The organism is Micromonospora sp. NPDC047756 (genome assembly GCF_055587245.1).
In genome coordinates, this window is record NZ_JBVJGQ010000006.1 from 333,697 (window position 1) to 354,771 (window position 21,075).

Here is a 21,075-nt window from a genome sequence, read left to right on the forward strand (position 1 = left end):
CATGCGGCTATCCCGCATCATCATGGCGCTCACGGTCGGCCTGGCCGTGGTGGCCGTGCCGACGGCAGCGGGGGCGGCAGCGCCGCAGCCGCAGCCCACCGCCACGACCGACCCGCCGCAACCGCCGCCGTACCCGCCGACCGCCGCGTCGCTCACCGTCAACCGTCCGACGATCTACCTCGGCGAGACGGTGGTGCTGACCGGCACCAACTTCGGCCCGAACGAGACCGTCGACATCAACGTGACGGTCACCCCGCAGGCCGCTCCGGCCGGCGGCGCGGCTCCGGCCCGCCGCAGCGACGGCAGCACCGTGGCCATGGCTCCGGTGGCCTACCAGGCAAGCGCGCCCCTGCACTTCACGGCGTACACCAACGGTCAGGGCCGCTTCGTCAAGAACTACAAGCCGTCGGTGACGGGTCTGCTGACCTTCACCGCCACGGGTCGGGAGTCCGGCCGTACCGCCAGCACCGAGCTGCGGGTGCTGCACAAGAAGCAGCCGCTGCCCGTGACCGGTGACAGCATCGGCACGCCCATGAAGCTCGGCGGCGGCCTGGTCGGCGCCGGAGCGGTGATGTTGCTGCTGACCCTGGCCTGGCGTCGCCGCCAGCGCTTCGGTGGTGCGGCGCACTAGTTCACACCACCGGGCTTGGCCCGGACAGCACCGAAGCTGGCGCCCGTCGGAACACTCCGACGGGCGCCAGCCTGTCCAGCGAGACAGGCACACCGGCGTCGTCCCTCGGACCGTCGTCGGTCCGGCCATGCCCGCCCAGGTCGCGCTCGACATCCGCGGTACGTCCAGAGGCCAGCCGCACGGCATCCACGGGTACGCACCGGATGGCCGTCATCGGAACGGGCATGGCGTCCGATGTGCAAGGCTTCGCGCGGTCGGTCGGTTCTTGATCGACTCGGGTTCCCTGATGTCGGTGGGTCCGGCCGTCCGGGATGCCCCGCCTTCGGCGAACCCGAGTGGATCACCCTAGGGTGCGGGTCAGTTCGACGCCGCGACGCCGGCGGGTATGGGTGTTATGCCCCGCAGGGGGCGTTTCCGGCTGGTGACCGGCTGCACCCCGTGGGCTGGAATCATGGCCGGGGCGGGGTCGTTACACACCCTGACGATCGCAGTACCACCGACCGCAGGCCTGGCCCTTCCAGGGCGGGTGGCGCAGGTGGGAATGGCAGCCTCCACTCGGTCGTTGCAGTCCCCACGACCACAGGCACCGCCGCGATGAGGGTGCCGATGGATGGGCCGATCCCGGAATGACCCCGGCCCGCCGGTCGTTACAACCCCCACTGACTGCAGGCACCGCCGCGATGAGGGCACCCGATGGATGGGCCGATCCCGGAATGACCCCGGCCCGCCGGTCGTTACACCCCCCACGACCGCAGGCACCGCCTCGACGAGGGTGCCGCCCGATGGATGGGCCCACCCCGGAATGATCCCCGGCCCCCGGTCGTTACACAGGGTCCCGGCGCCACGAGCCCCCCGCTCGCCAGGCCGCCAACCTCCCAAACTTTTCCTCTTGTTTGTTGCAGCGCCGGACGAGGTGCTCACACCCCCACCACCGTTTTCCCCCTTGTTGGTGGTGTGGGTGTTCCTACCCCCGAAGGAGCTACCCCCATGAACACGATCATGCGTAAAAGCGTTCTGTCTGTTGCGGGTCTCGCGTTCGCCGGTGGTGTGTTCGCCGGTCCGATCGCCGCCCATGCCGCCACCCCGGTGGATGCCAAGCCCGTGGCCGTGGCTGTGCAGTCGGCCGCGTCGAAGCCGCAGGGCGAGCAGTCCCGGATCGGCCTCACCGACGAGCAGACCGCCAACGTCAAGGCGATCACCGCCGCGACGAAGAAGGCCGGCCTGCCGGAGCGGGCGGCGGTCATCTCGATCGCGACGAGCCTGCAGGAGTCCAAGCTGGAGAACCTGGGCCACCTGGGTGATAGGAACGACCACGACTCGCTGGGCCTGTTCCAGCAACGCCCGAGTTCGGGTTGGGGTACGCCGGAGCAGATCACCGACCCCGAGTATTCCACCACCGCATTCCTCAAGGGCCTCAAGCAGGTCGACGGGTGGCAGAACATGCCCCTGACCGACGCCGCGCAGACGGTGCAGGTGTCGGCCTACCCGGACGCCTACGCCCAGTGGGAACAGCAGGCCACCGACCTCGTCGCCCAGCACTGGAACAGCTGACCCGCGTCACGGCACGCAGCACGACACCATCGACCGCTGGCCGGCACCCCGCAACCCCGGGGCGCCGGCCAGCGGCATTTCCACCCACTGACCCCGCACAGACCGCACCACGACACCGACCGCTGGCCGGCACCCGCAACCCCGGGGTGCCGGCCAGCGGCGTACACCGGTCAGTTCTTGTGGTTGTGGGTTCGCCAGATATCGATCAGCGCAGCGATCAACGCGAGCGCGATGATGCCGGCGGCGAGCGTGAGGGACTGTTCGAAGGCGTTGGTCCAGTCTCCGCGGCTGTCGGCCAACGTGGAGAAGAACAGCGACCCGACGGCGGCGATGCCGGCGGCGGCGCCGATCCGCTGGCCGGTCTGGAGCATGCCGGCGCCGCTGCCCGACTGACCGACGGGCACCTCGGAGAGGGTGATCGTCTGGTTGGGGGCGATCACCAGTCCGCTGCCGATGCCGGCGACGAGCAGTGGTCCGGCGGTGACCCAGGGCGCCGGCGCGTCCGGGAAGAGACGCAGTGCGATCACCGTGGCGGCCAGTCCGACCACCACGGTGAGCAGTCCGATGGCGACCAGTGGTCGGCCGAAGCGGTTGACGATGCGGCCACCGAGCACGGCGGCGGCCGCGGAGCCCAGGGCGAACGGGGTGATGGCCAGGCCGGCGACGAGGGCGCTGTAGCCGAGCCCCATCTGCAGGAACAGGGTGAAGATGAAGAAGATCGCGGTGAAGCCACCGAAGTAGACGAGCGCCAGGACCGAGCCCAGCGTGTACGACTGGAAGCTGAACAGTCGGAGGTCGAACAGGGGCTGATGGTGGCGCGCGTAGCGTCGTTCCCAGAGCCCGAAGGCGACCAGCACCGCCAGGCCGGCCGGGATGAGGGCCCACTTCCACGGGGTCCGCCACTGCTGCTCCTGCACCAGTGGCAGCAGGACCAGGACGACACCGATGCCGAGCAGCAGAACCCCGACGGGGTCGAGTTGACGCCAGCCGGGTTGGCCGGTGGGCCGGCCGGGCAGCAACCGCCAGCCGAGGATCACCGCGAGGACACCGACGGGCACGTTGACGAAGAAGACCCACCGCCAGCCGTGGTCCTCGCCGCCGACGGCGATGAGCAGCCCACCGAGCAACGGCCCGACGGCGGTGGAGATGCCGATGGTGGCGCCGAGGATCCCGAACGGGCGGGCACGTTCGGGCCCACGGAACAGTTGCTGGATCAGCCCGATGACCTGCGGGTTGACGATGCCGGCGGCGGCGCCCTGCAGCAGTCGGGTGATGACCAGCCAGGTCGGGGAGGTGGCGAGGCCGGCGAGCGCGCTGGTGATGGTGAACAGCGCGATGCCGAAGACGAAGGCGTTGCGCCGACCGCGGGCGTCGCCGAAGCGGCCGGCGGGCACCAGCGCCAGCCCGAAGGTGAGCGCGTACCCGGAGAGGATCCACTGCAGATCGCTCGACGACGCGTGCAGCGCCCGGTCGATCGAGGGCACGGCCACGTTGACGATGCTCACGTCGAGCAGCGTCATGAAGGCGGCGACGAGTCCGACGCCGACGGCCTGCCAGCGCCGTCGGTTCTCAGCCGCGGTCACCGGCTGCGGCGTCTGCGCCGCGCTCATCGCGCCCCCCGTCGACCCTCGGTCACGCATGGTTGACCGCTACCCGGGTCTTCGGGGGGCGAACCGTGCCAGTTGGCTTCGCGGGTCACGCCATCTGGCGGGCGCAGAACCGGGGACCGAAGTCGAGGCCGGCCATCGGTGAGTCCTCGCGGTGCAGCAGACCCTTCTCGGTGAGCAGGTGCAGGGGGCTGCCCACCTGCTCCTCGGTGAGGCCGGACTCCTCGGCGATCAGGTCCGGGTAGGGCACCTGCCCGCGTGCCTCAAGGGTGGTGACCGCCTGGTACACCCGTTGCTCGGCCTCCGACAGTTGCACCTGCTGCATGGTTCCTCCTCTGCTCGTCCGCCACTGCGGTGGCGGTTGCCGTGCGCCGGTTACCCCCTCGGTGCCCGAAGATGCGCACCTGATCGGGCGGTCGCGACGGCGGGCGGGTCCGGCGGTCGAGCCGGGGAGGTGCCCTAGGCTGCTTCCGTGATCGTTTGGGATCTCGTCGTCGTTGGCGCCGGCCCCGCGGGGCTGTCCGCGGCGCACGCCGCCGCCCGTGCTGGCGTCTCCACGCTTGTCGTCGAGCGAGCCGTGCACCCGCGGTACAAGACCTGCGGTGGTGGCCTGATCGGCACCTCGCTGGCGGCCGTTCAGGATCGGATCGAGGTGCCCGCGCACGACCGGGTGGACCGGGTGACGTTCACCCGCGACGGGCGTCGGGAGTTCACCCGCCGCAACGGCAGCCCGGTGGTGACGATGGTGCGCCGCGAGGAGTTCGACGACCGGTTGCGCGCGGCGGCGGTCGCCGCCGGCGCGCAGCTGCGGGAGCGGGTCGCGGTCCGCGCCATCGAGCAGGACCCCGAGGGGGTACGCCTGCGGCTGGCCGACGGTACGACGATCGCGGCTCGTGCCGTGATCGGGGCGGACGGCTCGTCGGGGGTGACCGGGCGGCACGTCGGGGTTCGGTATCGGCAGGTGGATCTGGGTCTGGAGTTGGAGATTCCGGTGCCGCCGGTCGAGCAGGAGCGGTGGCGGGGCCGGCTGCTGCTGGACTGGGGCGACATGCCGGGCTCGTACGCCTGGGTGTTTCCCAAGGGCGACCGGTTGACCGTGGGCGTGATCGCCGCTCGCGGCGCGGGGGAGGGCACCCGCGACTACCTGCGGCGGTTCGTCGACCGGTTGGGTCTGACCGGGCTGCCGGCGGAGCACGACTCCGGTCACCTGACTCGTTGTCGGGCGGAGGATTCACCGTTGCGCACCGGCCGGGTGCTGGTCGTGGGGGATGCGGCGGGGTTGCTGGAGCCCTGGAGCCGGGAGGGGATCAGCTTCGCGTTGCGCTCGGGCGAGTTGGCCGGAGCTGCGGTCGCGGGTGGTGACCTGGCCGGGTACGAGCGGGCGGTGGCCGAGCGTCTGCTGCCGGAGATGCGGGCGGGCTTCCGGCTGCTCGACGTGTTCACCCGTCGCCCGGACGTGTTCCACGCGCTGTTGGCGACCCCGCCGGGCTGGCGGATGTTCGTGCAGTTCTGCCAGGGGCGGGCGAGCTTCGACGAGATGCTGCGCCGTCGGCCGATCCGGGCGGCGCTCGCGGTGCTCGACCGGTTGTCCCGTTCGTCGCCGCAGGCCACTCCCGCTCACCCAGGATCCTAGGATGCCGTAGAGGGTGTGCGCCCGGCTACTGGTGCCGACCGGCAGGACCGCCGGACAATCACAGCGGAGCAGGAGGAGACGCTGATGACCGAGCAACCGTTCACCGACGACGAGTACGCGTTCCTGCGGCACGCGCGGTTCGGGGAGTTGCCGCCCGCCGTCCGTCCCGACGAGCGGGTGGCCCTGACCGAGACCGATCCCGGGCGCGACCGGCCGGAGGAGTCCGAGGACCCGATCCGCTGGAACGTGCAGGGCTGAGAACGCGCGACGGGCCGCGGGTGTCGCCACCCACGGCCCGTTCGTGATGCGCTGTCGTCAGAAGACGGGCACGCCCTCGCGTACCAGACGCCAGTTGGGCTGGAAGAAGTCCGCCGGGTCGATCGTCCCCTCGGCCTGCGCCCAGTCGATGAGCAGCTGACGGATCTCCTGCTGCGCGTTGTAGACCTGGGTCTTCACGATGCCGGGGAAGTTGCCGCCGCCGCTGCGCCGGTAGTTGTTCACCGCCACCACGAACTGCGCGTTGTCCGCGACCGGGGTGTCGCTGCCGGCCAGCACCAGGCGGGTGATCCGCTGCCCGACCGGCCGGGAGATGTCGATGTCGTAGTCCAGGCCGGAGAAGACGTCGTAGTTGTAGTCCGGCACCGCCGGGTCGCTGATCTGCTCCGGGTCGACCGGGGCGCCCGGCGCGACCGTCCGGAAGTACTTCGCCGAGTACTCCAGGTAGGCGCGCACCTCGGCGCCGCTGAGCACGACCGCCTCGAGGGTGTTGTCGTACACGTACAGGCCGGCCACGTCGCGGATCTTCACGTCACCGGCGGGGAAGACGGCGGTCCGGCTGAACGGCGCCGCGATCGACAGCACCGGCAGGTCCGCGTACGCCGTGCCGGCCAGTGCCGCGCCGACCACCTCGGTCTGCACGTGGTTGATGAAGTCCAGGATCGGGGTGTCCTTGTACCGCGACTGCGCCGCCGACAGCTCCACCGTGGACCGGGCGACCACCTGGTTGACGTACGCCACGGTCTTCTGGTGTTGGGCCCGCACGGCGGCGAGCACCTTCGGGTCCTCCACCACCGTGTTGGTGTTCAACATGGTGGCGGCCTTCTTGGTGATCGCCCACCGGCCGCGCTCGCGGGTGAGAGTGAAGTCCATCCGGGTGAGCCGCTGGCCCCACTTCGACGGCTCGGAGAGCAGCACCTGCGTGCCGGTGCGCTCGTTGGTCACGAACCGCTCGACCACCTCGTTGTGCGCGTGCCCGAAGAGGATCGCGTCGATCCCCGGCACCTGCTGGGCGATCAACGCCACCGGGTTCTCGTTCGGCAGCTCGGGGCCGTAGCTGGAGGTGCCGCTGTCACCGCCGTGGGCGGAGATCAGCACGAGGTCCGCGCCGCGGGCCCGCATGATCGGCACCCACTTCGCGGCGGTCGCGATCATGTCGTCGAAGCGCAGCTTGCCCTCGACGTTCCCCTTGTCCCAGATGGCCACACCGGGGTTGGTCAACCCGAGGATGCCGACCCGCAGGGTGGGCGCGCCAAGACCGAGGGAGACCTTCTTGATGACGTACGGGAGGAAGGCCGGCTTGCCGGTCTTCGCGTTGACGGCGTTCGCGGCGAGCGCCGGGAAGCCGAGCTGGCGGATCCACAGGTCCAGCAACGGCAGACCGTAGTTGAACTCGTGGTTGCCCAGGGTCACCGCGTCGTAGTCGATGACGTTCATGGCCCGGGCCATCGGGTGCTTCTCCCCGGTGGCGGTGATCGGCTCCTGCTTGGCGTAGTACGTGGCCAGCGGCGTGCCCTGGATCGTGTCGCCGGCGTCGAGCACCAGCGTCGCCTTGCCGCGCCGCTCCCGACGGATCTGGTTGATCAGTGTCGCCAGCTTCGCCACGCCGATGTCGTTCTGCTTGCTGTCGTCGTACTCGGCGTCGCGGTAGTAGTCCCAGTTGTAGACGTTGCCGTGCGTGTCCGACGTGCCCAGGAGGGTGAGATCCCAGGTGCGCGGCTTGGGCCTGCCGGCCGCCTGCGCGGGCGCGGCGGCGATCAGCGGGGTGGTCGCCGCGGCCGCCGCGGCGACGAGCACCTGGCGGCGCGACGGGCCGGAGGGAGAGGTCATGACGTGCCTTTCCATGGGGGTGGACGCGCCTCGTGAGCGCCTTGCGCACCCTAACCAGCAGCGGGCACCGCCGCACGGCAGCCCCGGCCGTTACGGCGGTTTCCGCAGGCCGACGCAGGGTAGGGCGGTCAGGGACGGCATTCGCGGGAGACCCCGCTTCCCGCGCGCAGCGAGGAGAGTTTTCAGTGAGCGAGGACCAGCACACCCAGCAGGACCCGACCAGCCAGTACGGAGGGCAGTCCGGTCAGCCCGCGCAGCAGCAGTCAGCGCCCGGCTCGACCGCGGAGATGAACCCGCGGCCGGACCACGGGGAGGAGTCGTACCGGGGCAGCGGCAAGCTCGACGGCAAGCGGGCGCTGATCACCGGCGGTGACTCGGGGATCGGCCGGGCCGTCGCGATCGCGTTCGCCCGGGAGGGCGCGGACGTGCTCATCTCGTACCTCAGTGAGGAGGAGGACGCTGACGCCCGGGAGACCATCCGCCTGGTCGAGGCCGCCGGCCGGCGGGGTGTCGCGGTACGCGGCGACGTCACCGACGAGGCGCACTGCCAGGAACTGGTCGACCGGGCGGTGCGCGACCTGGGCGGTCTCGACATCCTGGTGAACAACGCGGCGTACCAGATGTCGCAGGACAAGGGGATCCTCGGGATCAGCACCGAGCAGTTCGACCGGGTGTTCAAGACCAACCTGTACGCGATGTTCTGGCTCTGCAAGGCCGCCATTCCGCACCTGGCCGAGGGATCGGCGATCATCAACACGTCGTCGATCCAGGCGTTCGACCCGTCGCCGCAGTTGCTGGACTACGCCACCACCAAGGCGGGGATCGCCAACTTCACCAAGGCTCTCGCCGCCGACCTGGCCGAGCAGGGCATCCGCGTCAACGCGGTCGCACCGGGCCCGGTGTGGACGCCGTTGATCCCTGCCACCATGCCGCAGGAGAAGGTGAAGCAGTTCGGCACCGACACCCCGGAGGGGCGTCCCGGGCAGCCGGCGGAGCTGGCACCCGCGTACGTCTTCTTCGCCTCGCAGGAGTCCAGCTACGTGACCGGCGAGATCCTGGGGGTCACGGGCGGTCGACCGACCAAGTGAACCGCCGTCGGGTGGGCGTCCGCCCGGGTGCCCACCCGACGCTCGTGACCCGCTCGCGTCTCGTGTTCGCGCGGCCCGTCGATGGCGTGGCCCGGTGGTGCGGGCTTGTTCGCGCGGCCCGACGCTTGTGGGCCGCTCGCGTCTCGTGTTCGCGTGGCCCGTCGGTGGCGCGGTCCGTTGGTGCGGCGTGTTCTCGTGACTCGTTGGTCAGCGTGGCCAGGCGGCGAAGCGTTGCCGAATCTCCGCGACGTCGACGGCCCCCAGGCCGTATCGGCTGAAACGCTGGTCGGAGAGCCGGTCCAGATAGCGGCCGGCGGCGCGCACGTCGTCGGGGTCCAGCGCGGGGTCGACCTGCCGGGCCAGCACCAACAGTTCGGTCACGTCGTAGTGGTCGAGGGCAGCGGCCACGTCGATGAAGTCGCGAACCTCCCGCCGGTTGACCAACGCCGCGATCTTGTTCGCCACCAGGTCACGAACGTCCATCACCGGGCCGAGATCCATCACCACCGGACTCTGCTGGCGGTCCAACCGGGCGAGGCTGAGCCGGATCTGGCGCCCGTCGCGGCTCACCACGAAGTCCTTCATGTCCTGCTCGTACCCGTCGAACAGCTCGGCCAGCTCACTGTCCGGGTCGGCGTCACTGACGATGAACCCGGCCCGCTCCAGGGCCACCCGCACCCCGGCGGACGCCGCCCCCGCGGCACCCTCCACGTCCGCGAAGAGGTCCACGTCCTCCGTCGGTCGGGCGACCAGCCCGTGCACCGCCCACGCCACCCCACCACCCAGAACGAACCGGTACGGCCCGGCGGCGGCCAGCGCCACCCGGGCCACCTCCCGGTAGAACTCGTGCAGATGAGGTTCGGTCACGCCGCGCGCAGGCCGCGGTGCCGGCTCTCCCACGCCTGGCGTACGCCCCGAGGCAGGTTGAGCAGCCGCCACACCCGACGCAACGTCCGCCCGTTGATCAGGGCGCGCAGATCCTCGGCCCGCGTGGTCTCGCGAAGCACGTTCTCGTACATCCAGAGCAGCTGGTCCGGGTCGCTGAGGTCGAAGGTGCGCTCGGCGTTCCACATCAGCCGTACCGGCAGTTCCACCACACCCCGGGTGGGGCCGGCAAGCTCGGCGAGGGTCCGCGCCACCACAGCGGGGCGACCCGGGCGGGCCAGATAGGCCACGCCGGTCGCGGTGGGGGAGACGGCCTGCATGGTGTCAGGGTAACGCCCGTCAGAGCCGGTGTCGCTCAGGTCGATCCGAGCGCGCTGCTCCATGTGCGCCGACCCGACCCTGCCCGGCCGCAAAGTATGTCCGGTATGCGCGGCCTACACCCGGTCGATCCGTCCCTGATCGCTCGGGTTCCCTGATGTCGGGGCGTCCGAGCGTCCGGGATGCCCCGCCTTCGCTGAACCCGAGTGGATCACCCCGGTGGGGCTCGTCCGAGCGCTCGGAGTTCGTGTCGTGTGGGTGGTTTGCCCGTTTGTGGGGTGTGGTCGGGCGCACGTGTGGGCTGGAATCATGGCCGGGGCGGGGTCGTTACACACCCTGACGATCGCAGTACCACCGACCGCAGGCCTGGCCCTTCCAGGGCGGGTGGCGCAGGTGGGAATGGCAGCCTTGACCTGGTCGTTGCAGTCCCCACGGCCGCAGGCACCGCCGCGATGTGGGTGCCGCCCGATGGGTGGGCCGACCCCGGAATGACCGCGGCCCGCCGGTCGTTACAACCCCCACGACCGCAGGCACCGCCTCGACGAGGGTGCCGCCCGATGGGTGGGCCGACCCCGGAATGACTCCCGGCCCCCGGTCGTTACACAGGGTCCCGGCGCCACGAGCCCTCGCTCGCCAGGTCGCCGACCTCCCAAACTTTTCCTCTTGTTTGTTGCAGCGCCGGACGAGGTGCTCACACCCACCACCACCGTTTTCCCCCCTTGTTGGTGGTGTGGGTGTTCCTACCCCCGAAGGAGCTACCCCCATGAACACGATCATGCGTAAGAGCGTTCTGTCCGTTGCGGGTCTCGCGTTCGCCGGTGGTGTGTTCGCCGGTCCGATCGCCGCCCACGCCGCCACCCCGGTTGATGCCAAGCCCGTGGCCGTGGCTGTGCAGTCGGCCGCGCCGAAGCCGCAGGGCGAGCAGTCCCACATCGGCCTCACCGACGAGCAGACCGCCAACGTCAAGGCGATCATCGCCGCGACGAAGAAGGCCGGCCTGCCCGAGCGGGCCGCGGTCATCTCGATCGCGACGAGCCTGCAGGAGTCCAAGCTGGAGAACCTGGGCCACCTGGGTGATAGGAACGACCACGACTCGCTGGGCCTGTTCCAGCAGCGCCCGTCCAGTGGTTGGGGTACGCCGGAGCAGATCACCGACCCCGAGTACTCCACCACCGCCTTCCTCAAGGGTCTGAAGCAGGTCGACGGGTGGCAGGACATGCCCCTGACCGACGCCGCGCAGACGGTGCAGGTGTCGGCCTACCCGGACGCCTACGCCCAGTGGGAACAGCAGGCCACCGACCTCGTCGCCCAGCACTGGAACAGCTGACCCGCGTCACGGCACACAGCACGACAGCATCGACCGCTGGCCGGTACCCCGCAACCCCGGGGCGCCGGCCAGCGGCATCTCCACCCACTGACCCCGCACAGACCGCACCACGACACCGACGGCTGGCCGGTACCCCGCAACCCCGGGGCGCCGGCCAACGGCATCTTCACCCCCTGACCCCGCAGACCGCACCACGACGCCGGCCGAAAACCGGCACCCTCGGGCCTCCGGCCAGCCGCATCCCCGTGCCCTGCCCGCGGAGACCGACCAGGGCACCGACTTGCTGGCCAGCACCCGCACGTCTCCGGACCAGGGGTGGCGGCCAGCGGCAGTTTTATTGTGGCTGGGCATGACCCTTCGGTCGTTCGCCGGTCGCCGGGGCCGGTTGGTCCGAAGCCCGAAGCCCGGCGCCGGTCGTTCACCGCGGACCGCGAGCGGTGGGCGACTGGGGCTTGTTCTAGAGATGCATGCCGACGGTGCCGGACCCTCGCGGGATGTGGATAGCGAGATCCAACCCCGCATCCGCCCGCAGATCTTGGACACTTTCCGTCACGCGCGAACGGAAACTGTCCAAGATCTCGTGAAATGTGGCCGAAGCGCGGCGCGGCGGCGGGTGTCGCGGTCGTGAGACGGCCGGCGTGCAGCGATGAAAGCCTGCGGCAGAACGGTCCGGCGCAGCGGGATGGCATTGACCGCCCGCCGTACCGCCGGGCACAACCGGAGGTACGGCGTGGTGACCGGCACCGCCACCACCGATCGCCGACAGGTCTGCCTATGGCCAACGCCACCTTGATGTGCCGCCCGCGCCGCCCGCGCCGGCCGTGCCGCCCGCGCCGCCCGCGCCGCCCGCGCCGCCCGCGCCGGCCGTGCCGGCCGTGCCGGCCGCCAACCGTCTGACGCTGGCCTGGGGTGCGGCGGGAGGGAGCGGCTGCTGCCATCGGTGCGGCACCACGGCACCACGGCACCACGGCAGCACGCCGCACGGCACCATGGCCCGGGGCGGGTGTGACCCCAAAGCGGCGGGACGCCCGGCAGCGGGTAGGTGGGCGGGTGCGGGAACAACGGCGCCGGCGGGCTGGTTGTGGAGGGTGTCGGTGTGACTCAGTGTCCCCGGGCCTCACCTAATATCGCCCTCGCGGAATACCGTTCGGCTGGAGCCGCGTCGTGCCACTCGCCGAGAGGCGACCTGCACACCGACACCAGCGCCGCCCCCGGCCCTTCAGCTGGGGGCGGCGCTGTCTGTGCATCCTCGGTTCGCGAAGCTGTCTCAGGTGACCTATCTTCAGAGGGTCGCTCGCGTGGGAGGGGGTGTCGGGATGGGTCTACGGACCTTCATCGAGGGTTGGCCGGTGTATCGCCAGCTCACCGGCACGGACCCGCTGGGCCGCGGTGCCGCGGCGAAATCCGACGGGTCCCGCGCGTTGACCGCTCGGACCGAGACGGCCGACAGCGTCGCCCGCTCGGTCTGCCCGTACTGCGCCGTCGGGTGTGGTCAGCGGGTGTTCGTGAAGGACGGGCGGGTCAGTCAGATCGAGGGTGATCCGGACAGCCCGATCTCGCGGGGTCGGCTCTGTCCGAAGGGTTCGGCGAGCAAGAGCCTGGTGACCAGTCCGCTGCGGCAGACCAAGGTCCGCTACCGCCGGCCGTACTCGACGCAGTGGGAGGATCTGGAGCTCGACACGGCGCTCGACATGATCGCCGACCGGATCCTTGCCGCCCGCGAGCAGACCTGGGAGGACGTCGACACGCAGGGCCGGCCGCTCAACCGGACGCTGGGCATCTCCAGCCTCGGTGGGGCGACGCTGGACAACGAGGAGAACTACCTCATCAAGAAGTTGTTCACCGCGATGGGGGCGCTCCAGATCGAGAACCAGGCGCGTATTTGACACTCCGCCACCGTCCCCGGTCTGGGGGCCAGCTTCGGTCGTGGCGGTGCGACGGATTTCCAGCAGGACATCGCCAACGCTGACGTGATCGTCATCCAGGGCTCCAACATGGCTGAGGCGCACCCGGTGGGTTTCCAGTGGGTGATGGAGGCCAAGCGTCGGGGGGCGAAGGTCTTCCACGTCGACCCCCGGTTCACCCGGACGAGTGCGGTCGCGGACGCGTACCTGCCGATCCGGGCGGGCACGGACATCGCGTTGCTCGGTGGGGTGGTGCGCTACATCCTGGACAACGAGTTGGACTTCCGGGAGTACGTGCTCGCGTACACCAATGCGGCGACCATCGTCAGTGACGAGTTCAGCGACACCGAGGACGGCGACGGTTTCTTCTCCGGCTTCGATCCGCAGACCGGTGCCTACGTGCAGGACAGCTGGCAGTACGAGGGGCACGAGGGTTCGTCGGGCAGTGGGCACACGGCGCAGGAGCGGGACAGCGCGGCGGGTTTGACGCACGAGTCGCACGGCGCGCCGGTGAGCGGGCAGACCCGACGCGATGAGTCGTTGCAGCACCCGCGCTGTGTGTACCAGATCCTCAAGCGACACTTCTCCCGCTACACCCCGGAGATGGTGGAGCGGGTCTGCGGCATCTCGCAGGCGCAGTTCCTGGAGTTGGCGCGGGCGTGGACGTTGAACTCCGGTCGGGACCGCACCGGCATGTTGATCTACTCGGTGGGTTGGACGCAGCACAGTGTGGGTGTGCAGTACATCCGCACCGGCGCGATCATCCAGCTCCTGCTGGGCAACATGGGCCGCCCGGGTGGCGGGGTGATGGCCCTGCGCGGGCACGCCAGCATCCAGGGCTCGACCGACATCCCGACGTTGTTCAACCTGCTGCCCGGCTACCTGCCGATGCCGCACCACGCCGAACACCCGAGTTTCGAGGAGTGGGTGGACAGCATTCGCCATCCGGGGCAGAAGGGGTTCTGGGGTAACGCGGGGTCGTTCGCCGCCAGCCTGCTCAAGGCGTACTGGGGTGACGCGGCGACGCCGGAGAACGACTTCTGTTACGGCTACCTGCCTCGGCTGACCGGTGATCACGGCACGTACCAGCAGGTGCTCAACATGATCGACGGGAAGATCAAGGGGTACTTCCTGCTCGGGCAGAACCCGGCGGTCGGGTCGGCGCACGGTCGCGCGCAGCGCCTCGGCATGGCCAACCTCGACTGGTTGGTGGTCCGCGACCTGTTCATGATCGAGAGCGCGACGTTCTGGCAGAACGGCCCCGAGGTCGCGACCGGCGAGATCGTGCCGCAGGAGTGCCGCACGGAGGTGTTCTTCCTGCCCGCCGCGTCGCATGTGGAGAAGGAGGGCACGTTCACCCAGACGCAGCGGCTGTTGCAGTGGCGGGAGAAGGCCGTCGAGCCGCCGGGCGACGCCCGCTCCGAGCTGTGGTTCTTCTATCACCTGGGCCGCAAGCTGCGGGAGCGGCTGGCCGACTCTCCGCTGCCGCGCGACCGGGCGTTGCTCGACCTCACCTGGGACTACCCCACGCACGGTCCGCACGCGGAGCCGAGCGCCGAGGCGGTGCTGCGCGAGATCAACGGGTACGACGTGGCGACCGGCCGTCCGCTGTCCAGTTTCGCCGAGGCCCGCGCGGACGGCTCCACCGCGATCGGTTGTTGGATCTACACCGGCGTGTACGCGGACGGGGTGAACCAGGCGGCTCGGCGCAAGTCCCGGCACGACCAGGACTGGGTGGCCGCCGAGTGGGGTTGGGCGTGGCCGGCGAACCGGCGCATCCTCTACAACCGCGCCTCCGCCGACCCGGACGGCAACCCGTGGTCCGAGCGCAAGCGCTACGTGTGGTGGGACGCGGAGAAGGCCGAGTGGACCGGCTACGACGTGCCGGACTTCGAGAAGACCAAACCGCCGTCGTACCGGCCGCCGCCCGGCGCGTCCGGACCGGAGGGCATCGCGGGCGACGACCCGTTCGTCATGCAGGGCGACGGTAAGGGCTGGCTGTACGCGCCCAGCGGTGTCCTGGACGGGCCGCTGCCGACGCACTACGAGCCGGTGGAGTCGCCGGTGCGTAACCCGCTCTACGCTCAGCAGGCCAACCCGACGCGCAAGATGTACGCGCACCCGGTGAATTCGGTGAACCCGAGTCCGCCGCAGGAGCACGCCCAGGTGTTCCCGTACGTGTTCACTGTCAGCCGGCTCACCGAGCACCACACCGCCGGTGCGATGAGCCGGTCGGTGTCACCCCTCGCGGAGTTGCAACCGGAGATGTTCGTCGAGGTGTCCCCAGCCCTCGCCGACGAGGTCGGGCTGACGCACCTGGGCTGGGCGCACCTGGTCAGCGGCCGCGCGGTGATCGAGGCGAAGGTGTTGGTCACCGATCGGCTCACCCCGTTGCGGGTGGACGGTCGGATCATCCACCAGGTGTGGTTGCCGTACCACTTCGGTTTCGAGGGTCTGGTCACCGGCGACTCGGCCAACGACCTGTTCGGCATCAGCCTGGACCCGAACGTGCTGATCCAGGAGAGCAAGGTCGGCACCTGCGACGTGCGGCCCGGCCGTCGTCCCACCGGCCCCGCGTTGCTCGACCTGGTGGCCGACTACCAGCGGCGCGCCGGGATCATCCCGGGCCGGCACGCGCCGGCCGTGACCACCGACGACGAGGGGAAGGAACCCGGTGCTTCCTGACCCGCACAGCCTGTACGGCCCGCTGGACCCGGCACCCGAAGCAGGGTACGAGAACGCGCCGCCGCGGATGGGGTTCTTCACCGACACCAGCGTCTGCATCGGCTGCAAGGCCTGTGAGGTGGCCTGCAAGGAGTGGAACGGCGTTCCGGAGAGCGGCCTGGACCTGCTCGGCATGTCGTACGACAACACCGGCGCGTTGACAGCGAACTCGTGGCGGCACGTCGCGTTCATCGAGCAGCCCCGCCCCGCCGGGCACGGTGTCGCCCTGGCGGACGTCCTCGGGTCACCGGTCGACGCCGACCCGGCCCGGCCGGTCGACGCGGGCCCGCAGTTCCTGGGGATGCCGGGGGCCCAACCACCGGGCCGGGGCACGGGCGTCGAGGAGCGCACGGATTTCCGGTGGTTGATGATGTCGGACGTCTGCAAGCACTGCACCCATGCCGCCTGCCTGGACGTGTGTCCGACGGGTTCGTTGTTCCGCACGGAATTCGGCACGGTGGTGGTGCAGGAGGACATCTGCAACGGGTGTGGGTACTGCATCTCGGCGTGTCCGTACGGGGTGATCGACCAGCGTAAGGACGACGGTCGGGCGTGGAAGTGCACGCTGTGCTACGACCGGTTGGGCGCGGGGATGACTCCGGCGTGCGCTCAGGCGTGTCCGACCGAGTCGATCCAGTACGGGCCCCTCGACGAGCTGCGGGAACGCGCCGCGGCCCGGGTGGCGACGCTGCACGACCGGGGGATCCCCGAGGCCCGCCTGTACGGGCACGACCCGAACGACGGCGTGGGTGGTGACGGGGCGTTCTTCCTGCTCCTGGACGAACCCGAGGTGTACGGGCTGCCGCCCGACCCGGTCGTGACCACCCGTGACCTGCCGAAGATGTGGAAGCGCGCCGGCCTCGCCGCTCTCGCTATGGCGGCGGCGACCGTCGCCGCGTTCGTGGGCGGTTCCTCATGACCCCGTCGGGCCCGGTGGGCGACCGGTTCCGTCGCTTCCGGGAGCGGTTCGCCGACGAGAACGGCCACCAACCCTCGGTGAGCACCCCCGGGGGTGACCTGACGGTGCGGCGCAGCGGCGAGTCTCCCGGCCGGCGGCGCAGGCGGCGCGGCGGTGGCGGTGAGGAACTGCGAGTGCCGGAGGCTGAGTTCACGTCCTACTACGGTCGGCCCATCCTCAAGGGGCCGGTGTGGAAGTGGGACATCGCCGCGTACCTGTTCACCGGCGGGCTGGCAGCCGGCTCGTCGCTGCTGGCCGCGGGTGGGCAGCTCACCGGGCGGCCCGCGTTGCGACGCGCCGGTCGGGTCACCGCGTTGGCCGCCGTCAGCGCCAGCGCCGTCTTCCTGGTCAAGGACCTGGGCCGGCCGGCGCGGTTCCACCACATGCTGCGGGTGGCCAAGCCGACCTCGCCGATGTCGATGGGGACCTGGATCCTCACCGCGTACGGGCCGGCGGCGGGTGTCGCGGCGATCGCCGAGGCGGCCGGTGTGCTGCCCCGGCGCGGTCTGCTCGGGCTGGCCGGCCGGGCGTTGCCGCCGATCGGGCACGCCGCCGGGCTGCTGGCCGCCGGCACCGCGCCGGCGCTGGCCACGTACACCGGGGTGTTGCTGGCCGACACGGCGGTGCCGTCGTGGCATGAGGCGTACCCCGAGTTGCCGGTGATCTTCGCGGGCAGCGCGTTGGCCAGCGGCGCCGGCGTGGGTCTGCTCGCCGCGCCGCCGGCCCAGGCCGGGCCGGCCCGCCGGATGGCGGTGGCCGGCGCGGCCCTGGAGCTGTACGGCACGCATCGGCTGGAGAGCCGCCTCGGCCTGCTCAGCGAGCCCTACCGACTGGGCCGGCCGGGCCGGATGCTGCGTGCCGCGCGGCTACTGACCCTCGGTGGGGTGGCGGGCGCTCTGCTGGGCCGGCGTCACCGGGTGGTCGGGGTGCTGTCGGGGACCTCGCTGCTGGCCGCGTCGGTGTTGACCCGGTTCGGCATCTTCTACGGTGGTGTCGCCTCGGCCCGCGACCCCCGGTACACGGTGGTGCCGCAGCGTGAGCGGGCGCAGGCGCGGCGGACCGCCATGGATCTTCCATCTGGTCGGGCGGACCCGCCCGCGGTGTGATCGAATGTCCGGTGGAGGCGTTCAGGCGGCTGGTGCCCCTCCCGGTCTTCAAAACCGGAGTGGTCCGGGACCCGGGCCAGGCGGGTTCGATTCCCGTCCGTCTCCGCCACACCGCTTGCAGGAGATGACGAGATGGGCGACGGCCCGGTGGACCCGCGACGTCGGGTGCCCCGTACGGACACGCTGCTCGCCGACCCGGCGCTGGCCGCCGCCACCGTGACTCTCGGCCGGGAGCAGGTCAAGGCGATCGTCTCCCACGCGCAGGGCCGCGCCCGCCGCGGTGAGCTCAACCCCGACGAGGTACGCGACGCGGCGGTCGCCGCGTTGCCCACGCCCGGTCCCCGGGTGGTGCTCAACGCCACCGGTGTCGTCCTGCACACCAACCTGGGTCGGGCGGCGTTGTCGTCCGGCGCGGTCGCCGCGGTGGTGGCCGCCGCCGGGCACACCGACGTCGAGTTGGATCTGGCCACCGGGCGGCGGGCCCGCCGCGGCCGGGGCGCGCTCGACGCGCTGGCCGCGGCCGTGCCCGAGGCGGGCGCCGTGCACGTGGTCAACAACGGCGCCGCCGCGCTGGTGCTGGCCGCGACCGCGTTGGCCGGCGGCCGGGAGATCGTGGTCAGCCGGGGCGAACTGGTCGAAATCGGCGACGGGTTCCGCCTGCCCGACCTGCTGGAGAGCACCGGCGCGCGGCTGCGCGAGGTGGGCACCACCAACCGCACCACAGTCGCCGACTACGCCGCCGCGCTCGGCCCGCAGACCGGTTTCGTGCTCAAGGTGCACCCGTCGAACTTCCGGGTCACCGGCTTCACCTCCGCCGTCGGGGTACGGCAACTGGCCACGCTCGGGGTGCCGGTGGTCGCCGACATCGGCTCCGGGCTGCTCGGCGCGGATCCGCTGCTGCCCGACGAACCGGACGCGGCCAGCACCCTGCGGGCGGGCGCCGCGCTGGTCACCGCCAGCGGCGACAAGCTGCTCGGTGGGCCGCAGGCCGGGCTGCTGCTCGGTGACGTCGAGGTGGTCGAGCGGCTGCGCCGTCACCCGCTGGCCCGGGCGCTGCGGGTGGACAAGCTCACCCTGGCCGCGCTCGCCGCCACCCTGCACCAACCGCACACCCCGACCCGCGCGGCGCTGCACGCCGAGCCGGGCGCTCTGCGGGAACGGGTGGAGCGGCTGCGGGACCGCCTCGGCGCGGACGGCCGCAAGGCGGAGGTGGTGCCGGCCGTCGCGGTGGTCGGCGGGGGCGGCGCCCCCGGGGTGGAGTTGGACTCGTGGGCGCTGAGCCTGCCCGAGCGGTACGCGTTCCCGCTGCGCACCGGACACCCGCCGGTCCTCGGGCGGGTGGTACGTGGGCGGCTCCTGCTCGACCTGCGCTGTGTGCCCGCCGACGCCGACGACGCCGTCCGCGCGGCCGTGCTGCGCGTACCCGGAGACGACTGAGGCGTGTTCGTCGTCGCGACCGCCGGGCACGTCGACCACGGCAAGTCGACGCTGGTCCGGGCGTTGACCGGGATGGAACCCGACCGGTGGGCCGAGGAACGCCGCCGGGGGATGACCATCGACCTGGGTTTCGCCTGGACGACGCTGCCGTCCGGCGGCACCGTCGCCTTCGTCGACGTACCCGGGCACGAGCGGTTCGTGCCGAACATGCTCGCCGGCGTCGGCCCGGTCCCGGCGGCGCTGATCGTGGTGGCCGCCGACGAGGGCTGGATGCCGCAGTCCGCCGAGCACCTGGCCGCGCTCGACGCGCTCGGCGTCGCGTACGGCCTGCTCGCGGTGACCCGCGCGGACCTGGCCGATCCGGGGCCGGCGACGGCCCGCGCCCGCGCCGAGATCGCCGCGACCAGCCTCGGCGCGGTGCCGGCGGTTGCGGTGAGCGGCCTGACCGGCGCCGGCCTGCCGGAGCTGCGGGCCGCCCTGGACCGCCTCGCCGCCCAACTGCCCGCGCCGGTCGTGGACGACCCGGTCCGGCTCTGGGTGGACCGCAGCTTCACGGTGCGGGGCAGCGGCACCGTCGTCACCGGTACCCTCGGCGGCGGCCGGCTGCGGGTCGGCGACGAACTGGAGCTGGCCGGCGCCGACGAACCGGTCCGGGTCCGCGGCCTGCACTGCCTGGGCGAGGCCCGCCCGGAGGCGGCGGCGGTCGCCCGGGTCGCGGTCAACCTGCGGGGCACGCCCCGCGACCGGCTCGGCCGGGGCGACGCGCTGCTCACCCCGGGCCGGTTTCACCACACCGACCTCGTCGACGTCCGGCTCGCCGGCGACCCGGCCGGCGACCTGCCGGCCACCCTCACCCTGCACGTCGGGTCGGCGGCGGTGCCGGTACGGGTGCGCCCGCTCGGCCCGGACACCGTCCGGCTGCGGCTGGCCCGCCCGCTGCCGTTGCTGGTGGGTGACCGGGCGCTGCTGCGGGATCCGGGCCGCCACCACGTGAGCGGCGGGGTGCGGGTGCTGGACGTGGCACCGCCACCGCTGGGCCGACGGGGTGCGGCCGCCGCCCGCGCCCAGGTCCTCGCCGAGTTGGACGGTCGACCGGACCTGGCGGGGGAGCTGCGCCGTCGCCGGCTGATCCGGGCCGGCGCGCTGGTCCGGATGGGTGTGCCGGTGCCCACCGGGCCGGGGCGGGACAGCCCCGCGCCGGTGGCCGGCGACTGGCTGGCCGACCCCGCGCACTGGCGGCGGCTCGGCGAGCGGCTGACCGAGGAGGTCGCCCGGCACGCGCGGGAGCACCCGTTGGAGCCCGGAATGCCGGTGGACGCCCTGCGTCAGCGCCTCGCCCTGCCCGACCGGGTGCTGGTCGAGGCGCTGGTCCGGCCGCCGCTGCGCGTCCACGCTGGTCGGGTCGGCGCGGCGAGCGCCAACGCGCTGCCCGAACCGGTGGCCCTGGCCGTGCGCCGGGTCCGCGCCGAGTACGGCGACCGCCCGTTCCGCGCCCCCGAAGCGGACCGCCTCGTCGACCTCGGCCTGGGCCCCCGGGAGATCGGCGCCGCGGTGCGGGCCGGGGCGCTGCTGCGGCTGGCCGACAACGTGGTGCTGCTGCCCGACGCGCTCGACGACGCGGTCCGGGTGTTGGCCGGGTTGCCGCAGCCGTTCACCCTCTCCGCGGCCCGGCAGGCGTTGGACACCACCCGCCGGGTGGCGGTGCCCCTGCTGGAGCTGCTGGACCGGCGGGGCGCGACCCGCCGGCTGCCCGACGACGCCCGGATCGTCGTCACCTGAACGCGCGCCCTTGCGGGACTG

The 21,075-nt window shown here is 71.8% G+C and carries 16 protein-coding genes and 1 tRNA gene; 12 read left to right on the top strand and 5 right to left on the bottom strand.

Going from position 1 to position 21,075, the window contains the following annotated elements; translation table 11 throughout:
• The first annotated feature begins 1 nt into the window (after window position 1).
• Window positions 2-631: a hypothetical protein gene (locus ACZ6NZ_RS21555; protein ID WP_366612517.1), complete on the top strand. Its 630-nt coding sequence runs from the start codon at window positions 2-4 to the stop codon at window positions 629-631.
• A 987-nt stretch (window positions 632-1,618) separates the two neighbouring features.
• Window positions 1,619-2,182 (top strand): hypothetical protein, encoded by a 564-nt coding sequence (locus tag ACZ6NZ_RS21560; protein ID WP_465859845.1) that lies wholly within the window; start codon window positions 1,619-1,621, stop codon window positions 2,180-2,182.
• 170 nt (window positions 2,183-2,352) lie between these two features.
• Here ACZ6NZ_RS21560 and ACZ6NZ_RS21565 read toward each other — a convergent pair whose 3' ends face one another.
• Complete coding sequence (locus ACZ6NZ_RS21565) at window positions 2,353-3,792, bottom strand: MFS transporter (protein ID WP_465859847.1); 1,440 nt, start codon at window positions 3,790-3,792, stop codon at window positions 2,353-2,355.
• A gap of 85 nt (window positions 3,793-3,877) precedes the next feature.
• Window positions 3,878-4,114 carry a hypothetical protein gene (locus ACZ6NZ_RS21570; protein ID WP_030491902.1) on the bottom strand — a complete coding sequence of 79 codons (237 nt, stop codon included), beginning with the start codon at window positions 4,112-4,114 and terminating at the stop codon, window positions 3,878-3,880.
• A gap of 147 nt (window positions 4,115-4,261) precedes the next feature.
• Here ACZ6NZ_RS21570 and ACZ6NZ_RS21575 point away from each other — a divergent pair, with 147 nt between their 5' ends.
• Both ACZ6NZ_RS21575 and ACZ6NZ_RS21580 read left to right on the top strand, forming a co-directional pair.
• The gene (locus tag ACZ6NZ_RS21575) at window positions 4,262-5,422 is read left to right on the top strand and encodes a geranylgeranyl reductase family protein (RefSeq protein ID WP_465859849.1); all 1,161 of its coding nucleotides are present in this window, start codon (window positions 4,262-4,264) and stop codon (window positions 5,420-5,422) included.
• Window positions 5,423-5,506: 84 nt separating this feature from the next.
• Window positions 5,507-5,680, top strand: coding sequence for a hypothetical protein (locus tag ACZ6NZ_RS21580; protein WP_167362358.1), 174 nt, complete (start codon window positions 5,507-5,509; stop codon window positions 5,678-5,680).
• A 57-nt stretch (window positions 5,681-5,737) separates the two neighbouring features.
• Here the strand turns inward: ACZ6NZ_RS21580 and ACZ6NZ_RS21585 are convergent, their stop codons facing one another.
• Window positions 5,738-7,528: a bifunctional metallophosphatase/5'-nucleotidase gene (locus tag ACZ6NZ_RS21585; RefSeq protein WP_465859851.1), complete on the bottom strand. Its 1,791-nt coding sequence runs from the start codon at window positions 7,526-7,528 to the stop codon at window positions 5,738-5,740.
• Window positions 7,529-7,713: 185 nt separating this feature from the next.
• Between ACZ6NZ_RS21585 and ACZ6NZ_RS21590 the strand changes: the two genes are divergently transcribed.
• Window positions 7,714-8,616 carry an SDR family oxidoreductase gene (locus tag ACZ6NZ_RS21590; RefSeq protein WP_366613464.1) on the top strand — a complete coding sequence of 301 codons (903 nt, stop codon included), beginning with the start codon at window positions 7,714-7,716 and terminating at the stop codon, window positions 8,614-8,616.
• Between the two features lie 207 nt (window positions 8,617-8,823).
• Here the strand turns inward: ACZ6NZ_RS21590 and ACZ6NZ_RS21595 are convergent, their stop codons facing one another.
• Together ACZ6NZ_RS21595 and ACZ6NZ_RS21600 are read right to left on the bottom strand one after the other, a co-directional pair.
• Window positions 8,824-9,483: a nucleotidyl transferase AbiEii/AbiGii toxin family protein gene (locus ACZ6NZ_RS21595; RefSeq protein WP_366613466.1), complete on the bottom strand. Its 660-nt coding sequence runs from the start codon at window positions 9,481-9,483 to the stop codon at window positions 8,824-8,826.
• Window positions 9,480-9,821, bottom strand: a complete 342-nt coding sequence (locus ACZ6NZ_RS21600; RefSeq protein ID WP_465859853.1) for a hypothetical protein — start codon at window positions 9,819-9,821, stop codon at window positions 9,480-9,482. Before ACZ6NZ_RS21600 ends, ACZ6NZ_RS21595 begins: the two co-directional genes overlap by 4 nt.
• Before the next feature lie 761 nt (window positions 9,822-10,582).
• Between ACZ6NZ_RS21600 and ACZ6NZ_RS21605 the strand changes: the two genes are divergently transcribed.
• From ACZ6NZ_RS21605 to selB, 7 genes are all read left to right on the top strand, one after another.
• The gene (locus ACZ6NZ_RS21605) at window positions 10,583-11,146 is read left to right on the top strand and encodes a hypothetical protein (protein ID WP_465858994.1); all 564 of its coding nucleotides are present in this window, start codon (window positions 10,583-10,585) and stop codon (window positions 11,144-11,146) included.
• A 1,316-nt stretch (window positions 11,147-12,462) separates the two neighbouring features.
• Complete coding sequence (gene fdh, locus ACZ6NZ_RS21610) at window positions 12,463-15,735, top strand: formate dehydrogenase (RefSeq protein WP_465859855.1); 3,273 nt, start codon at window positions 12,463-12,465, stop codon at window positions 15,733-15,735.
• The gene (locus tag ACZ6NZ_RS21615) at window positions 15,725-16,693 is read left to right on the top strand and encodes a 4Fe-4S dicluster domain-containing protein (protein WP_465859856.1); all 969 of its coding nucleotides are present in this window, start codon (window positions 15,725-15,727) and stop codon (window positions 16,691-16,693) included. The genes fdh and ACZ6NZ_RS21615 overlap by 11 nt, the downstream gene beginning before the upstream one ends.
• On the top strand, window positions 16,690-17,838 hold the full coding sequence (gene nrfD, locus ACZ6NZ_RS21620; RefSeq protein ID WP_465859858.1) for an NrfD/PsrC family molybdoenzyme membrane anchor subunit: 1,149 nt from the start codon (window positions 16,690-16,692) through the stop codon (window positions 17,836-17,838). Before ACZ6NZ_RS21615 ends, nrfD begins: the two co-directional genes overlap by 4 nt.
• A 13-nt stretch (window positions 17,839-17,851) precedes the next feature.
• A tRNA-Sec gene (locus ACZ6NZ_RS21625) sits at window positions 17,852-17,947 on the top strand.
• 23 nt (window positions 17,948-17,970) lie between these two features.
• Window positions 17,971-19,275, top strand: a complete 1,305-nt coding sequence (selA, locus tag ACZ6NZ_RS21630; protein WP_465859860.1) for an L-seryl-tRNA(Sec) selenium transferase — start codon at window positions 17,971-17,973, stop codon at window positions 19,273-19,275.
• Between the two features lie 3 nt (window positions 19,276-19,278).
• A complete protein-coding gene (selB, locus tag ACZ6NZ_RS21635; protein WP_465859861.1) occupies window positions 19,279-21,054 on the top strand; it encodes a selenocysteine-specific translation elongation factor in 1,776 nt (591 codons plus the stop codon).
• The last annotated feature ends 21 nt before the right edge of the window (window positions 21,055-21,075 follow it).

Excerpts from the sequence above, each read along its gene's own strand:
- ACZ6NZ_RS21555 (WP_366612517.1), top strand. The coding sequence starts at position 2 with ATGCGGCTATCCCGCATCATCATGGCGCTCACGGTCGGCCTGGCCGTG.
- ACZ6NZ_RS21560 (WP_465859845.1), top strand. The coding sequence starts at position 1,619 with ATGAACACGATCATGCGTAAAAGCGTTCTGTCTGTTGCGGGTCTCGCG.
- ACZ6NZ_RS21565 (WP_465859847.1), bottom strand. The coding sequence starts at position 3,792 with ATGAGCGCGGCGCAGACGCCGCAGCCGGTGACCGCGGCTGAGAACCGA.
- ACZ6NZ_RS21570 (WP_030491902.1), bottom strand. The coding sequence starts at position 4,114 with ATGCAGCAGGTGCAACTGTCGGAGGCCGAGCAACGGGTGTACCAGGCG.
- ACZ6NZ_RS21580 (WP_167362358.1), top strand. The coding sequence starts at position 5,507 with ATGACCGAGCAACCGTTCACCGACGACGAGTACGCGTTCCTGCGGCAC.
- ACZ6NZ_RS21585 (WP_465859851.1), bottom strand. The coding sequence starts at position 7,528 with ATGACCTCTCCCTCCGGCCCGTCGCGCCGCCAGGTGCTCGTCGCCGCG.
- ACZ6NZ_RS21600 (WP_465859853.1), bottom strand. The coding sequence starts at position 9,821 with ATGCAGGCCGTCTCCCCCACCGCGACCGGCGTGGCCTATCTGGCCCGC.
- ACZ6NZ_RS21605 (WP_465858994.1), top strand. The coding sequence starts at position 10,583 with ATGAACACGATCATGCGTAAGAGCGTTCTGTCCGTTGCGGGTCTCGCG.
- nrfD (WP_465859858.1), top strand. The coding sequence starts at position 16,690 with ATGACCCCGTCGGGCCCGGTGGGCGACCGGTTCCGTCGCTTCCGGGAG.
- selA (WP_465859860.1), top strand. The coding sequence starts at position 17,971 with ATGGGCGACGGCCCGGTGGACCCGCGACGTCGGGTGCCCCGTACGGAC.